The organism is Flavihumibacter sp., assembly GCF_036676075.1.
Classification (GTDB): Bacteria; Bacteroidota; Bacteroidia; order Chitinophagales; family Chitinophagaceae; genus Flavihumibacter.
In genome coordinates this window covers 145,343-162,130 of record NZ_JAKFDQ010000022.1, presented here as the reverse complement: position 1 = coordinate 162,130, position 16,788 = coordinate 145,343, and the positions used below count along the sequence as shown (strand labels likewise).

13 protein-coding genes are annotated in these 16,788 nt (G+C 42.3%); 3 read left to right on the top strand and 10 right to left on the bottom strand.

Annotated features, from left to right (window positions below):
• Positions 1-2: 2 nt before the first annotated feature.
• Positions 3-2,600, bottom strand: coding sequence for an ATP-dependent chaperone ClpB (gene clpB, locus V6M43_RS17155; RefSeq protein WP_332737416.1), 2,598 nt, complete (start codon positions 2,598-2,600; stop codon positions 3-5).
• A gap of 212 nt (positions 2,601-2,812) precedes the next feature.
• Between clpB and V6M43_RS17150 the strand changes: the two genes are divergently transcribed.
• Positions 2,813-3,868, top strand: coding sequence for a serine hydrolase domain-containing protein (locus V6M43_RS17150; protein ID WP_332737415.1), 1,056 nt, complete (start codon positions 2,813-2,815; stop codon positions 3,866-3,868).
• A gap of 5 nt (positions 3,869-3,873) precedes the next feature.
• Here V6M43_RS17150 and V6M43_RS17145 read toward each other — a convergent pair whose 3' ends face one another.
• Both V6M43_RS17145 and V6M43_RS17140 read right to left on the bottom strand, forming a co-directional pair.
• Positions 3,874-5,790, bottom strand: coding sequence for a DUF3857 domain-containing protein (locus tag V6M43_RS17145; protein WP_332737413.1), 1,917 nt, complete (start codon positions 5,788-5,790; stop codon positions 3,874-3,876).
• Positions 5,787-7,805, bottom strand: coding sequence for a DUF3857 domain-containing protein (locus V6M43_RS17140; RefSeq protein ID WP_332737411.1), 2,019 nt, complete (start codon positions 7,803-7,805; stop codon positions 5,787-5,789). Before V6M43_RS17140 ends, V6M43_RS17145 begins: the two co-directional genes overlap by 4 nt.
• A gap of 58 nt (positions 7,806-7,863) precedes the next feature.
• Between V6M43_RS17140 and queG the strand changes: the two genes are divergently transcribed.
• The gene (gene queG / locus V6M43_RS17135) at positions 7,864-8,808 is read left to right on the top strand and encodes a tRNA epoxyqueuosine(34) reductase QueG (RefSeq protein WP_332737409.1); all 945 of its coding nucleotides are present in this window, start codon (positions 7,864-7,866) and stop codon (positions 8,806-8,808) included.
• Between the two features lies 1 nt (position 8,809).
• Here queG and V6M43_RS17130 read toward each other — a convergent pair whose 3' ends face one another.
• From V6M43_RS17130 to V6M43_RS17115, 4 genes are read right to left on the bottom strand one after another with little or no spacing between them, the layout of a single operon-like run.
• Positions 8,810-9,328 carry a hypothetical protein gene (locus V6M43_RS17130; RefSeq protein ID WP_332737407.1) on the bottom strand — a complete coding sequence of 173 codons (519 nt, stop codon included), beginning with the start codon at positions 9,326-9,328 and terminating at the stop codon, positions 8,810-8,812.
• On the bottom strand, positions 9,328-10,566 hold the full coding sequence (locus V6M43_RS17125; RefSeq protein ID WP_332737405.1) for an LVIVD repeat-containing protein: 1,239 nt from the start codon (positions 10,564-10,566) through the stop codon (positions 9,328-9,330). Before V6M43_RS17125 ends, V6M43_RS17130 begins: the two co-directional genes overlap by 1 nt.
• A gap of 5 nt (positions 10,567-10,571) precedes the next feature.
• Positions 10,572-12,038: an outer membrane beta-barrel protein gene (locus V6M43_RS17120; protein ID WP_332737403.1), complete on the bottom strand. Its 1,467-nt coding sequence runs from the start codon at positions 12,036-12,038 to the stop codon at positions 10,572-10,574.
• Positions 12,025-12,597: an RNA polymerase sigma factor gene (locus V6M43_RS17115; protein WP_332737401.1), complete on the bottom strand. Its 573-nt coding sequence runs from the start codon at positions 12,595-12,597 to the stop codon at positions 12,025-12,027. The genes V6M43_RS17120 and V6M43_RS17115 overlap by 14 nt, the downstream gene beginning before the upstream one ends.
• A gap of 117 nt (positions 12,598-12,714) precedes the next feature.
• Here V6M43_RS17115 and bioA point away from each other — a divergent pair, with 117 nt between their 5' ends.
• Positions 12,715-14,019, top strand: coding sequence for an adenosylmethionine--8-amino-7-oxononanoate transaminase (gene bioA / locus V6M43_RS17110; protein WP_332737399.1), 1,305 nt, complete (start codon positions 12,715-12,717; stop codon positions 14,017-14,019).
• A gap of 10 nt (positions 14,020-14,029) precedes the next feature.
• Here bioA and V6M43_RS17105 read toward each other — a convergent pair whose 3' ends face one another.
• The 3 genes from V6M43_RS17105 to sppA are packed head-to-tail and all read right to left on the bottom strand — an operon-like array spanning position 14,030 to position 16,771.
• On the bottom strand, positions 14,030-14,521 hold the full coding sequence (locus V6M43_RS17105) for a DUF2911 domain-containing protein (protein ID WP_332737397.1): 492 nt from the start codon (positions 14,519-14,521) through the stop codon (positions 14,030-14,032).
• A gap of 24 nt (positions 14,522-14,545) precedes the next feature.
• Positions 14,546-15,001: a hypothetical protein gene (locus V6M43_RS17100; RefSeq protein WP_332737395.1), complete on the bottom strand. Its 456-nt coding sequence runs from the start codon at positions 14,999-15,001 to the stop codon at positions 14,546-14,548.
• A 12-nt stretch (positions 15,002-15,013) separates the two neighbouring features.
• Complete coding sequence (gene sppA, locus V6M43_RS17095) at positions 15,014-16,771, bottom strand: signal peptide peptidase SppA (protein WP_332737393.1); 1,758 nt, start codon at positions 16,769-16,771, stop codon at positions 15,014-15,016.
• Between the last annotated feature and the right edge of the window lie 17 nt (positions 16,772-16,788).

Below are 16,788 nucleotides of genomic sequence, written 5' to 3'. Positions count from 1 at the left end.
AATTAATCATTCCTGAAAACAACCACACCATCAAATACATCCACCAAAACCGGGCGATCCTTTTCTATATCACCCATGAGTATGCGCTTACTGAGTTGGTTGACGATCTCCTTCTGAATGAGTCTTTTTAAAGGCCTAGCACCAAATACAGGATCAAATCCATGCTCGGCCAGGAAATCAATTGCATAGTCGCTGAACTTAAGCTGTATATTATTCTTTGCGACGAGTTCATGCAATTGAGCTAACTGAATGCGGATAATGTTCCGGATATCATTCTTCATCAGGGGCTGGAACATAATGATCTCATCGACCCTGTTCAGGAACTCGGGACGGATGGTCTGCCTTAACAAGTCCATTACTTCACGCTTTGTACGATCTACAACTTCTTCTTTATTAGCTTCTGTAACATCTTCGAAGTTTCCCTGTATAATATGACTTCCGATATTACTTGTCATAATTATAATAGTGTTCTTGAAATCCACAACCCTGCCTTTATTATCGGTGAGTCGACCATCATCCAGAACCTGGAGCATCACATTCCAAACATCGGGGTGGGCCTTCTCGATTTCATCCAGCAGAACAACACTATATGGTTTACGTCTTACCGATTCGGTAAGCTGGCCTCCCTCATCATAACCAACATAACCCGGAGGGGCGCCTACCAGTCGGGAAACAGTATGCTTTTCCTGGTATTCACTCATGTCGATCCTTGTCATCATGTGTTCGTCATCAAAGAGATAAGCAGCAAGAGCTTTTGCTAATTCTGTTTTCCCAACACCGGTTGTACCAAGGAATATGAATGATCCGATTGGTCGGCGGGGGTCGCTTAGTCCTGCCCTGCTTCTTCGAATGGCATCAGCAACAGCTGTAATCGCTTCTTCCTGTCCTACCACACGATCGTGCAGGTGATCTTCCAGCTGGAGTAACTTTTCTTTTTCACTCTGCAACATTTTTGCAACCGGAATGCCAGTAGCTTTAGCAACTGATTCTGCAATATCTTCTGCATCCACTTCCTCTTTCATAAGCCTGCTACTATGCTGGCTGTATTCTTTCAACTCTGCACTGAGGTCATTGATTATCTTTTCCTGCTGCTGGATTTTTCCATAACGGATTTCGGCTACTTTTCCATAGTCGCCGTTACGCTCTGCTTTCTCAGCTTCAAGCTTCAAATCCTCTATCGATGCTTTTGCTGTCTGAACCTTCTCCACCATATCTTTTTCCTGCTGCCATTTGGCTTTCAGGGTATCACGCTCAACACTCAGGTTACCTATTTCTATTCCTAGTTCCTTAAGTTTTTCTTCATCATTCTCCCGCTTGATCGCTTCGCGTTCAATTTCAAGCTGCCTTATCTGGCGCTCCAGTTTGTCTAGTTCTTCCGGCATTGAATTCATTTCAAGCCTGAGTTTTGCAGCACTTTCATCGATCAGGTCAATAGCCTTATCCGGAAGGAACCGGTCTGTAATATAACGGTGCGATAACTCAACAGCCGCAATAATTGCTTCATCCTTAATGCGTACATGGTGGTGTGTTTCATAACGATCTTTAATTCCGCGCAAAATTGAAATTGCATCATCTACAGATGGTTCATCAATCATTACTTTCTGGAAACGCCGTTCAAGTGCTTTGTCTTTCTCAAAATATTTCTGGTATTCATTAAGGGTAGTTGCTCCTATTGCCCTCAACTCACCTCTTGCCAAGGCAGGCTTAAGGATATTGGCGGCATCCATTGCCCCTTCTCCACCACCTGCGCCTATTAGGGTATGTATCTCATCAATAAACAGAATGATCTCACCATCACTTTTGGCCACTTCGTTCACAACACCTTTAAGGCGTTCTTCAAATTCACCTTTATACTTGGCACCTGCAATCAACTGGCCCATGTCAAGCGCAAAAATTATCTTGCTTTTCAGGTTCTCCGGCACATCACCATTCATTATGCGCATTGCGAGGCCTTCGGCAATGGCAGTTTTACCAACCCCTGGCTCACCCACAAGGATGGGATTGTTCTTGCTACGACGCGTTAAAATATGAAGTGTACGCCTGATCTCTTCATCGCGTCCAATCACGGGGTCAAGCTTTCCGTTTCTTGCAAGTTCATTGAGGTTCTTGGCATATTTGTTAAGCGTATTGAACTGGGTTTCCTGGGTCTGGGAAGTGATGGTATCACCTTTTCGCAATTCCTTTATAGAGGCAATAAGGCCTTTTTCAGTAAGTCCGGCATCCTTGAGCAGTTTTGCAGTTGAATCATTTCCCTGGTGAATGGCGAGCAGAAGGTGTTCAGGTGTTACAAACTCATCGCCAAATGATTTAAGGACAGAACCAGCCCGAAGTACCACATTGTTGGTATCGCGGCTGATTGCCTGAGCAGGCTCGCCTTGTGCCTTTGGAAGCTTATCAATCAACTGGTCAAGCTGTGCCTCAAGTTGGGTAATGTTAACGGCATTTTTCTTAAGAAGATATTCGATGGGTGAATCCGACTGGTCGAGCAATGCCTTCAATAAATGTTCTGTTTCAATATTGGTATGCTGCCCATTAAATGCCAACTGCTGTGCATTCTGGATTAGCTCACCCGCCTTGATGGTAAAATTATTCAGGTTCATATTTCTTTTTTCTTCTAGGTTGTATAATCAATCATCAAACCTCTATCCAAGCTTTTATTCCGGTAACTATGGCAGAAAAAAACAATACGACCTGACGCCAGAGCAGGATTATCCCTGGTTTCCTGTAATTTTTTCAGTCTAAAACATATAACTATGGTTTTTAACGTTATGAGCAGCAATCAACACTTAATTTTATCTTCTAATCATAGTATATGAGTAACCTTATGAAGACTTTATTCTTTTCCCTGGCACTGGCAGCGTCCGCTAACGTTTTAGCACAGGCCAAGCCAAAGCTGAGGGCCGGACTTATTGATATCCCGGCAATTACTTCTGTATTGGAGAAGAACAGCAAGGATCTCGGGACTGATTTTGCCATGATCATTTACAAGGATGGAAAGGATATATATAAACGTGAGTTTGGTGAGATGAAAACAACCCAGCAGGAAAATATTGGCGCGGCAAGCCAATGGCTTACAGCTGCATTGGTCATGACTTTTGTAGAAGAGGGCAAGATATCACTCGATGATCGCCTTGGTGATTATATACCTGCATTGGAGAGTTATAGCAAAGGTTATATTACATTACGGCACTGTTTAACACATACAACCGGAATAGAAACGGATCTTCCCAGCTTCCGGGCTGCCATCAAAAAGAAAAAATATAATACGCTCGAAGAGGAGGTAAATGCCATCGCAAAAGACAGGAATCTTAAATCAAAACAGGGAACTGAATTCTATTATGGAAATATCGGTCATAATATAGCTGGACGAGTATTAGAGATCATCAGCAAGAAGAACTTTGACAGGCTGGTGCGCGACCGTATAGGTAAACATCTTGGTTTTAAGAGAACTAATTTCATGAGTGATGATGCCTATGCAGAGAATCCGTCAGGGGGTGGAAAATCCTCTGCGGAAGATTATATAAAATTCCTGGCGATGTTGCTTAACAAGGGCCAGTTCAATGGCAAACAGATTCTGACAGAGCGTTCTGTTAATGAGATCCTGAAACTACAGGCTGCCGATGCAAAAATAGTTTATACCTCACCTTTATCACAGGGCAATTCCTACGGCCTTGGCTGTTGGATCGAGGAAAAGGATGCCGAAGGGAATGGCATTCTTGTAAACTGCCCCGGTATCAGCGGAACCTGGCCATGGATCCATCGCGGAAAAGGCTATGCTGCAGTTGTTTTTACAAAATCTGACAGCCCCGATCAGAAAAGAACCATTTTTGAAGAAATCAGGCAGGTGGTTGAACAATCGATTCAATAATCGGATTATTCAGATTTCTTTAATACAACCCTGCTATTATCAGACTTATAAATATTATCATAGAAAGCCACCAGATCATTATAAGCAGTGGCGCTAAAATTGCCTTTATTCAGCTCTAACCTACGATGATAAATAATCTTTCCGTCGGTAAATTCTATAATAGAATTGTATGAGCCGAATGGAGTTTTCAGATCAATGTTTTTGGGTTTGCTTTCTACCAGATAACCCGGCGGTATTGTTATATGGACCGTATCGTTTTCTATCCTTTCTTCAGTTAGTTCAATGTTATAAAGACGTGCGGTATCTGTATTGATTTTTGTGCTCCATCGATTTCCGATATTGGGAAGAATAAATAATCTCTTACCACTAAACTGGGCATAGTTACGCGCAATGATATGCAGGTCTTCCTTAATGACAGGCAGCTTTCCCTCAAACTCTTTGTAGTCAAATGAAATGAGGTCGTAATCCGGCAGGTCAATATTCTTCTTCAGGTATTTTTGAAGTTCCTCTTTTGAATAATGATGGATGCGCGCATGAACATCATCACCACATAGTGCCTGGTAATGATTAATCAGAGATGCCCTGAGGCTCCCGTCGGTTTCTAATGTTGCGGTTACTTTTGACCAGAATAGGTTATCGTCTTTTTTATATGCAGGAGTGCGAACCAGCTTACCACCAGCATCTGTTACAAGTAGTGCATTTCTATTTCCGGTAAAGCTTCCCATATAGCCTGCTGCCTGAGTTTGGCTGGTACATTCCAGCCACATAGTATCATTTTTCATTGGAACTGCGCATACAATATGATTGAAATTATCTGAAGGAAAATCTGGCGGAAATTCCCTGACATCATCTCCTGCACCTATAAGAACATAATGGGCCTTTATCCCTGCTTCTTTGAGCATGGCAACCATATAATTAGAAAGAGCTTTACAGTCGCCGTATCCATTCTCAACAACATAACTGGCAGGGAAAGTACGGAGCCCACCAATTCCAAGCTGAACACCAACATAGCGTGTGGTTTGCTGGAGATAATTATAAATTTTTTTTACTTTTTCTTCGTCGCTTTTCAATCCTTCAACCAGTTGTTTTACTTTAAGTTTGGTAGCGTCCGGTAGCTGATCTCTTCCAGCATTAAGCTTAGCATAAAAATTACCATATTCTTCCCAACTGCTGAGGGAGCCGTTAAAGTCATCGATCCGAAAAGTGGAAGGAGATATCGTAATATGTGGTGCCAGCTCTTCTATAGAGGGTGCTGCATATTCTCCAACAATTGCAGGATGGTTTGTGATCGACCATTTCAGGATCTTTCTTGAACCGTTGTTTGAAATAACAGCGGGGCTTGATATATTATACTCCCTTGTTCTTAACTGGTAGTCTTTGTCCATGATGGCAGTATAACTACTTTGCATCACCGAAACTCCCCGGGTTCTCAGCGGAGTCCAATCAGGAATAGAAAGACTTTGGGATTGGCTATATTCAAGCTCATATGCTACTGTATAGGGATAAGTTCTATGGTAAAAATTATGGTATTTGTAGCGGTTATCATCAATCATCTGACCGGAGATGGTGTAGTTCTCATCTTTGATCTCCGATTTTTTTAAGCTGCGGATTTTGTTGCCGGCAGCATCAAACAAAGTTCCATCCATTTTTTCAATAGATACCATTTTGGAATAACCCGCAACAAGATATGCGTGATGATCGCCTGACTCATTAAGGATGGTAACAATACGGCGATCTTTAACCGTAATCTTTCCCAGGGAATGAATTTCAATTACCTGTTCCTGGAGACGTATTACTGCATTCGCATTTTTTACCAGCTGTGCCGGGATACTCATGAATGGATATTCGCTCGCCGATATATTGAAACTGGCCACCGTAAGGAATGAAGCCAGGAAAAAAAACTTCTTCAAATGACTACTCATGGTTTCGCGGTTTTTTTGAGTACAATCTGTTCTGCCTGCTTATTAACGATAAAGCCATAGAAATTTCTCAGGATCTCATAATCTTCCTGAACAAAGGTGGTTTTATTCAACAACACCCTGCATCGGAGTTGAATCCGGGTTTTATCATATGATACCAGGTATTCAAAATAACCGTCGCTATCATTCAGGGACACTTTTGCTGATTTAGGAATTTCATCAACAACATAGCCTTGAGGGATCTCCAGATTAAGGAGGTAAGTTTCATCAATGCGGTATGGCATCTCCACGGGGTATAAGCGGGTGGCAGATTTGAAAGGGTTCTCTTTGTATCCGTCACCGATAATTGGATTGAGATAGATTATTTCCGGATCATCGGCTTTAAGAGAAATATTATAATGCAATGCTATGGGGTTCTCAAGCTGTGTGAGTGAATCAAAACGAGCGTCTTTTACAATAAAATCCGGTCCAAGGCTTGTCTTGAGTTTATCTATGATACCTGCTTCTCCTGATTGTTTAATGGCATGCCGGTACCGTAATGAATTATAGTAACCCATCTGTGTTTTTACGTATCCATTGAACTGTCCGTTTTCGGGAACAATGAAGGCCATGGTCACCTTCTTTTCAAGGAGGGAGTCAGATGAAAGAAATATTGCCGGTGGATCTTTGGTTAACACACGGGCATGACCGTTATAGCATGATTCATCGAGCATATTAAAACCAAGTTCCGGAATGCTGGCATCGAGCAGGTAATCATTATCACCAACCAGCGCAGCTGTAACCACATAATTGAACCGGTCCATCAGAGGGTAAATCTCATTTGTAAAACCGTGACGACGCGTGCTAAGCAATACGGGATAAGTTTCAATGCCGGCCTGCTCCAGCATTGCCGTGAGCAAAAGATTTAAATCGGTTGCTGTTCCGCTCTTCTGTTTGAATATACTCTTAAGGGTTGTGCTGGTATAAATGCTTCCCCGGCTTACACAGGTATAATTATCTCTAACATATTGAAATATTTTCTTTGTTTTCTCATGCGGATCAGTGGTGTTACCAATTACATTCTCCAATTCGTCTTTGAGCCATCCGTTGAATTTTGATAACTGAAGACCAAAATTTTCATGCTTCATCATATCCTCTGAAACTTTTGGCCAGCTGTTCATAACATAATCAATCGGACTTTGGGGATAAACAATTGCAGAAAGCTGGAATTCTATTTTGCTGCGGTGATTATTAATTGTTGTTGTGAATGCTTCTTCCTTTAAGGATGGTACATTTTTTATGACCCAGGTTTTCATAACAACCATACCATCAATGGAAAAGGGCCTGCTATTGGCATCGAGCCCGGTTTTCGGCCTGATAAGAAAAGTACGGGATGTTTCTTTTGATTTATTGATATGAAAAGGAAGATAACCCTGTGTTAATGTAACATAGTGGTAGTATTCAGGTATCTCTACGTTATACTCACTCCAGAGGCAGGGATAGTCGCCCTGGAACTGCCATGGGCGGAAATCAAAAAGAAAATCGGAGAGGATGGTATAACTGATCTCAAAGATGGAGCCTTCCTTCAAAGCAGGTAGGGCAAATTTCTTCATATGATAATTCCGGTTTTCCTTTTCCGTGAAAACCTGGGAGTTCTCAAGCTTTGTTTCCACTATTTTACCTCCTTCGAGGTTATAGGTAAATGCTTTAAGGGCACGCAACTCTTCCTTCATTTCTGAATTACGGGATATATAAACAGGGATATTGAAATCACCTGCATCAAGACCATTTTTATTGAGGATCTTCACGCGCAATTGGCGTTGGAATTCATATCCAAATCCACCGGAGTTATTTGGTAAAATTCGGGAAGTACCGACATCTGAAATAATTACGGCATTTGCACTCGTATCAAAGGTGGGAGCTTGTTGCTTAAAATCCTCGGGACTAATTTTACCGAATTTGATCGGGGATTTATCCTGGGCGTTAACTACTGAAATTAGAATACAAAAAATGAATGTGCCGATGCTACGGATATTCATAAGGATGGGTTTAGAACCCGAAAAATAATAGAAATTTGATTTTAACAAAACTTTTTCTTTGAATTTCGAGATTAAAATTTCTGAAAAGATAAAAAGCTATGCTTCTGAACTTGGATTTCTGCATTGTGGAATTGCAAGAAACAGACGACTGGATGACGATGCAAGGCGCCTTGAAAACTGGTTAAACAATAATTACCATGGCACCATGTCATACATGGCAAATCATTTTGACCTTCGGGTTGACCCTGGCAAATTGGTTCCGGGTGCAAAATCTGTTATTACCCTACTCATGAATTATTATCCGGCAGTAGAGCAGGGAAAAAATATACCAGGGATCTCAAAATATGCATATGGTCATGACTACCATGAAGTGATCAGGGAAAAACTCCATCACTTACTGTTTCGCATACGCGAATTGGCAGGGGAAGTGAATGGACGTGGCTTTGTAGATTCAGCACCCGTGCTGGAAAGATCCTGGGCAAAGGAAAGCGGACTTGGCTGGATTGGAAAAAATGGTAATCTTATCAACAAAGAAGCGGGCTCTTTCTTTTTTATAGCAACCCTAATAACAGATCTTGAACTGGAATATGATGATCCATATACCAAAGATTATTGCGGTACCTGTACCCGTTGTATTGAAGCTTGTCCCACCGATGCTATTTTACCTGATAAAACAATCAATGGCAGCAGGTGCATTTCTTATTTTACTATTGAACTGAAAGATTTACTGATCCCATCGGAGATGAAGGGAAAATTCAACAACTGGATGTTTGGCTGCGATATCTGCCAGGATGTTTGTCCATGGAACAGATTTTCCAAACCTACCACGGAGCTTGCATTTAGTCCAATACCAGGTTTATTAAATATGACAACGGGCGATTGGGAAATGCTGGGTGAAGAGCGTTTCAAAAATCTGTTTCGTCATTCGCCACTGAAGCGCTCCAGATACAAGGGAATATTGAGAAATCTGCGGTTTCTCAAACAGGATGATCCAATAGACTAGATCAGAACTGAAGGCCCATTCTTAATGAAATCCTGCTAAGTTTATAATTGTACATATCAATATTCTCCGGGCATGGCCCTATGACGCAGGGTTGTACATCCTTACGAGGCTGGATAACCTGTTTGAAGCTATGACCTATATCAAACAGCACTGCAGATCCGGTTTTGCCAACATTGATCTTATATCCAACTCCTCCCCTTGCAAACCAACCGGGTCGGTATTCACTGAAATTTGCACCCCCATCAGCACCTACAAACAATGCATTTTTCACCAATCTCCATTCACGTGCAACAGATGCATACACCGGAAAGCTGCTAATACGATAATTATCCCATCCCAATCCAATACCTGCAAACCAATTATTAAGGGAAATGCCATTAACGGTATGTAGTTCACCAGCTCTTTCTGATGAGCCAATAAGTAATCCAACAGTGTTCAATGAACGGAACTTAAGCTTTTGTTGAGCATGAACCAATTGCAATGATGAGAGCATTATCAATAACAACATTATTATTTTCATCAGTTGGTCTTCAGCGTACTTAAATGAGAAAGTTTTCCATCCTCCCCTATCCTGTATTGTCTCAATCCATCGCCGGCAACAAGTATAAGAAGTGACTGTCGAATAATAACATCATAGGTATCGGCCACCTCTATGCGCTGCACGGGTTCAATGTTCAGGGGTTGTTTTTTATTGAAAACTTTCAGACCGGCATCACCATCGCAGATATATAAAAAGTCGCCCTTTATTCCAAGTCCAAACGGATTAGCCATTGAATAGGTCTTTAGCAATACCGGGTTGCTGATATTGGTAATATCCAGAACATCAAGTTGGTTTGAGGTACCCATACATTCAGTACCAGTACGCAATGTTACATATGCATGGTTATCATCGGCAACTACCGGATCGCAGGCATTGGCATGAGAGAAACTGCCAACAAGTTGGGGACTGGCGGGATTTGAAATATCTGCTATGAACATACCGGAGGAAGATCCTATAAACAATTTATCTCTGAATGGATATACAGTTTCAATATTCCAACCAAAAGGGTTGGCATTAACAAGTGTCGGGTCTTCTGGTTTTGCGATGGTAAAAGAAGAAAGCGTTGAAGTGCTAACTGTATACAGATAATCATTCACGATCGAAAAACGGGCCATTGATCCCCCGATACCATCACCCCCTGCCTTTGTATCTCCACTAAAAGCAATTTGACAATTGACACAGAACCACCCTGGGGTATTTATAGGTCCATCTACTTCAACTATGGTGTCTTTTGTATTCCAGCCAATTATTATCTGATCGGGGTTGGTGTTGTAACCATACTGGTAATTGCGTTCGGGAAAAATATTCTCAACGAGCTTTTTCTGAACGGGATTCATGGGATCTGAGATATCAATTGCCAGCATATCGGCGTAGAGATCTGCATATAGGATATTTCCTTTTACAGCTATATCAATATTGCCGGGAAGTTTTATAAAGGCTTTTACCACAGGCCTTGCCGGATCACTATTATTGATGATATGAATACCATTACCGGGATCGTTCATGAAAATATAGTTACCATACCACCATATTTTCCCTGTCTTATCAATTGGTCTTGGCTCCTCCGCACTAAGGCCAGCAAGAATGGCTGATTTAGAAGCATAGATCGGCGTCCTGATCGAATAGGTTCTGGTTATACGGTCCTTTACACAAGAGCTGAGTACAAGGCATGCGAGGACCATTGAGAATGCCATCCTCATTTTAATTACCTGTTTCATATTTGTTAGTTTTTGGCTTTGAATTGTATCCTTGCCCCGATGCCAATCATCAGGAGGTGTTTCTTCGAATTGGTACGTTCAGGTGAATTCAACTGGTAGCTGGCAAAAGGACCTACAGCCACCTTAAGGATATCAGATCTTAGCAAACCATAATTTATGGAAGTGTGAATGCCGGTTTGCCATTTATTCAAGGCATTGTCATCACGGTAATATACTCCGGCCTGTTTGTTATAGAGAAGTGCATCACTGCCAATAAGGTAACCGATAGTCAGTCCGCTGTTCCACGACCATCTTGCAGCACGGTCAAAGTTCCAGGCAAATTCCAATGGCATCTGTAGAAGATGGTAGCGATTATAAAATGCCTCACCATTATTACCTGCTCCATTATAGGCTGCACCCACATCGAGACGTTGCTGGTCCTGCCCATATAAAGTCAAAGCAGAATCAACCGCTTTTCCGATTTCAATTTTATTAGACATGTAATTGTACTGAAGTCCAACAGATACTGCAGTACGTTTACTAAGTGGTCTGCTGAAGGAAGCACCTATCTTAAATGCCGGTGCTGCTGTAACAGCGGATGGCCTTCTTTGGATAGCTGCTAATCCGGCCGGAACAGAGGTGGGTGCCAGGTAATCATTAGCCACAGCATTATACTGCTGCAGAATGCCTTCCTGAAGGGAGCTTGCACCCAATCCAAAGTCTATATTCCAGCTAAGCTTTTTATTTTCATCTTTCTTTTTAGGTAAAGAGTTTTGAACGACAAGGTTATTATCTCCAACAACACGGCGCGGTTCAGGAATTAAAAAATCTTTTGAATTGTTATGGAGTGAAAATCTTGTATACGCATTTGGATCATTCGGAATATCCTCCTGGATTGAAAACTTTTCACCATCTTCTGTTGGGATAGTATTTTGTTTTATTACCAATTGTACTTGCTCTGTAGTTTGACCGGCAAGAGGTTTTCTTCCTGCTTTATTTTTATCTAATTCCTGCCCTCCAGCCCTTTTTGCCACGGACTTATCAATATCTCTTTGACTTATGGCCGTTTCCGGATCAGACTCTCGCCCAATGTTTAGTTTTGTATCCGGGCCAACAATATTTTTTTGTTGTCCGATGGTATTATTATTATGATCGGTTTTATCAAGCTCACTAAGATGTTTATCCTGCTTTCTCAGATCATCTTCATTAATTTTTTTCTGCTGCGGAGTACTATTAGTTCTCTCAGTAGTTGATGGGTGGGAATCCTTATTTTCTGTTTTGTTTATGGCGATTGGAGAAGTGCTGTTTTGATTATACCAGGTAATTCCGCCGGCTGTCAGGAACGAGGCGAGCAGGAAAAACCAAATTATTCCTCTCCTTCGCTTTCTTTTATGGAGCTGTGCCTCTACCCCCTCCCATACTGCCGGGGAAGGCTCAAGCTGCAGTTCCTGCATTTTAGCTTGTAAATTTCTATCGAATTCAGGACCGGGCATATCGGGTTTGTTTAGTTGATTCGGATTCTTTTTCCAACCATGTTATCAACAGGTTGCGGGCTCTCGCATATTGTGATCTGGATGTTCCTTCGTGAATTCCCAGCATACTGCTGATCTCCACATGGGTATATCCTTCAATTGCATGCAGATTAAAGATGGCCTGGTAACCGGGCGGAAGTTGTCGCACGATATCAGCCAGCTGCTTGGCATCAAGCATCATTTCCGGATCATCAGGTGATACGGGATGAAGGAAATGATTTTCGTCGGCACTGAATGAAAGATCATACTGGTATCGACTGTTTTTCTTAAGATAATTGATAGCTGTTGTAACCATTATCCGGCGAATCCATGCACCAAGGTCACCTTCGCCCCTAAATTGTGAAAGGTAATGGAACACTTTCACGAACCCCTCCTGTAAAACATCTTCTGCATCAGACATGGATTTGGTGTACCGGTAACAAACACCTAACATCCGGGATGCAAACAGTTCATAGAGCGCTTTCTGCGCCGATGGCTTCCCTTTCAGGCAATCCTTCACCAATTGGTGTTCTGTTGTCATTATTCTGATTAAACTGACAAGGTATTATTGTTGGCCGTTGCATGTAGTTAAAAAAATACAAATGGCCGGTTTATTGTATTGAATGGTAGGCTGAAGGCTTTACCCTAGTTTTACGGCATGAACTGGATAGAGAAAGACAGGGAGCTGATCTGGCATCCCTTTACCCCGCAAAAGCAATCTCCCGAACCCATCTTCATTGAATCCGGGAAAGGTAGCTGGCTTTTTGATGAAAAGGGGAATAAATACCTTGATGCCATCAGCAGCTGGTGGGTGAATCTTCACGGCCATTCCCATCCTTATATAGCAGAAAAGCTTTACCAGCAGGCACTGGCACTGGAACATATTATCTTTGCCGGTTTTACGCACCAGCCGGCTATTACGCTGGCCGACCGTTTGTTACCATTGCTTCCTGGTGATTTTTCGCGCATATTCTATTCCGACAACGGTTCAACTTCCACTGAGGTGGCGCTCAAAATGGCGCTTCAATATTGGTGGAACAAGGGAACGACGGAATGGGAGGATTCACCACCCCCCCGCCGAACCATTCTTGCTTTCAATAACTCCTACCATGGAGATACATTCGGAGCGATGTCTGTAAGCGACCGCAGTGTTTTCACCCGCCCATTTCATGATCTGCTGTTTGAAGTATGTTTTATTGATACGCCAACATCAGGCAATGGCGAGGAGTTGGACAATCTTCTTGAAAAAGGGGGACAAAGGATAGCGGCATTCATTTATGAACCAGTTGTTCAGGGAGCAGGTGGTATAAAACTTATGGACCCCGGGCTGTTAAATACTGTGCTGGAAAAAGTGAAGGCCAGGGGAATTATTTGTATAGCCGATGAAGTGATGACCGGATTTGGCAGAACGGGAAGGCTGTTTGCAAGTGATTACATGGAACAGAAACCAGATATCATTTGTTTATCCAAAGGTTTAACAGGCGGGGTTATGCCATTAGGCGTTACTGCCTGTACAAAAAAAATTTATGAAGCTTACCTAAGTGATGATAGAAAAAAGACATTTTTTCATGGTCATTCCTTCACAGCAAATCCGCTGGCATGCACAGCTGCCATTGCCAGCCTGGAACTTTTGCTGGAACCAGCGGCCAGGGAAGGTATTGACAGTATTTGCAAAATGAATTTAGTATTTGAAGAAAGACTAAAAGAGAAATATCAATCAAGGGCTGTTATTAAAAACACCCGCGTTTCGGGAACCATACTTGCTTTCGAAATAAATACCGGAGAAGATGTGTACCTGAATGAAATCAGCAGGATTGTGACTGCAAAAGCTCTTGAAAAGGGAGTTTATCTGCGTCCGCTGGGCAATACAGTATATTTTATGCCCCCTTATTGTATAACTGAAAATGAATATGGCTTCCTGACAAAGGTCACGGAAGCCATACTGGATGAATTATTTCCTTAAATAAAATTTATCAGGATACCGGAACTGCTACCTGGGTTTTATCCCATTCCATGATCAACTGGCCATTTTCAACCCTGATAGTGAATGATTCAACGGGAGCTGACAATTGCTTTACCGGTGCTGTAACTTCCAGCACGTTTTTGCCTTTGTGCTTCTCATACTCATATGCACCCCACTGCTTCAACTGGCTATTGAGAATAATTGTCCATTCTTTCTCTCCAGGAATAGTGAACAGTGTATAGGTTCCCGCTTTTACAGGTTTTCCACCAAGGCTTCCATCTGCCGTAAACGTGATTTCTGTTGCTTCATCTGCACCTGCGCGCCATACTTTACCATATGGTACCAACGCACCAAAAATTTCACGATCTTTCTTTGCAGGCCTGCCATAGGTTACACTTATGTTGCCCGCGCTCACAGTTTCGTGCGGACTTTTTCTTTGTTGCTGGGCACAGGCAGGCAAAATGCTTGAAATAGCAATGATTGCCAGAAATAAATACTTCATATAGCTGATTTTTATCTTTTAAAGTTAAGGATTCGCTTCCACAAGCGTCTTAAGATCGGTAAGACTTTCCTGCATGGGGGTGCCCAATTGTCCATCATATATAATACTGGCGATCTTTTCCCAGGGGTACCAGCTCAGCGTAAAATCAAAATACCATTGAACGGTAACGGTTCCTTCCACCTGGTTATAAACAGCCATACCGCTTTGAAATGTTTTATCGCCTGCCTTCCAGCGAGTAAGTACAAGGCTATCGGTGCTGCTGATTGTTCTGACGGCAAATTTCTTACTGCTGTCTTTAAAATAGGCATTCCACAGAGGCCATTTTGACTGGTCCTTCAAATAAGGAAGCACATCATTGCTCGCTGATCGGATATCAATTGCACGTGATATCCTTATATTGGAAGGTATTAACAGGCTCATGGCAGTGAGCAATAAAAAAAACACAACAGCACTGATTAGCACCAGTTTTATTAAGCGCATGAAATAAGTGGATTAGCGAATGATCAAACGGAAAGGCATTTTCGCTTGTACTTTACCGATGGATTCTTTGATTGAAAGCCATTCGGTATAAATACCATAAAAACCGGATCCAAGACTTTCTTTCATTGATTTTGTTTCAACCGTGTTTTTGTAGGCCCCTGTTATGCGTTCAAATATGTTTAATTTTTCAGGGTACTCCCTGATCCGGTAAGTTTTGAGTTTAGCAAGGCTTGCAGCCGAACGCATAGCATCGCCCAATCCACCGATTCTGTCAACCAGTCCGATCGAAATTGCTCTTTTACCCGTCCATACCCTACCCTGTCCTATACTGTCTGCAGCAGCTATAGGCATCTTCCTGCCATTGGCCACGCGGGTTAGAAAAGTATTATAGATACTGTCAACATCCTGCTGAAAAAAACGTCGTTCTGTTTCAGAAAGAGGTTCTACAATTGATGGTGAATTGGCATAGGGTCCGGTTTCTACTCCATCAAAAGTGACGCCTAGTTTATTACCGAAAAAACCCTGCATATTAGGAATGATAGAAAACACTCCAATAGATCCGGTGATCGTATTGGGTTGTGCAAAGATACTGTCGGCATTACAAGCCATATAATAACCTCCCGAGGCTGCAACGTCTCCAAAACTTATAACGACCGGCTTATCATTTTTTGCAAGCTCCAATTCGCGCCACATATTTTCACTGGCCATTGCACTGCCTCCTCCGGAATTGATCCTGATCACAATTGCCCTAACCTTATCATCAAGCCTGGCTTTTCTTATATAATTACGGAAACGGTCACCGCCTATATTTTCTGCATCACCAGCTCCATCAACGATATTACCTTCTGCATAAATGAGAGCGATAGGGTCGGTTCCTTCACCACCTTTATAATTTACTGCCTGCGCATATTTACCCATTGAAACAAAAGAAATTTTGTCAATGTTTTTGCTGTTACTAAGTCGGCGTATCTCTTCTTTCACTTCATCTTCATATTTAATGCCATCAACCAGTCCGGCTTTGAGCGCATCTACTGCTGACCGTATGTTATTTGAATCAGCCAAACGTCTTAATTCAGCAGAATCTTTTCTGCGCGACAAAGCAGTTTCATGGAGAAAATGAGTGTAAAGATCTTCCAGCAGAACGCGTGATTGTAATTCATTAGCCGGTGTCATTTCTTCTTCGCGGAATGGTTCTGTTGCACTTTTAAATTTTCCAGCATAAAAAATCTGAGGTTCAATCTCTAACCGGTCCAGTGCTTTTTTAAAGAATACATACTGAAGACCAAATCCGCGCCAATCGACCCCGCCTTTGGGATGTGTATATATTTTGCCGGCAACATTGGCAACATGGTAGGCCTGCTGTGGAATTACTTCTCCATAGGCAATTATGAATTTTCCAGAGGCCTTAAAATCTTTAAGAGCCGTTCTGATTTCCTCATTGGTACCAAAGCCATTGGCATTGGCGCCGGCCTTCAGGTAAATACCTTCCACCTGGTCATCATTTTTTGCAAACTGAATAAGGCGTACGATATCATAAACACCCGGCTGGGCAAAATCATCGCCACCACTGAATGGTCCGAAGGGATCTTCCTTAGCCTGTTCGGCAATTGGTTTACCGAGGTCGAGGTATAAAACAGAATGCTGGTCAATCACCACATCCTCCCGCGAGGCCACTGCGCCTGCAATACCGAACAAAAGAAAAACTGTCAGCAATGCAAAAACGAAGAGAGCCAGAAGCGCTGCGAAAAAGTATTTGAAGAATTGTGCCATAGAACAGCTTGGTTAAA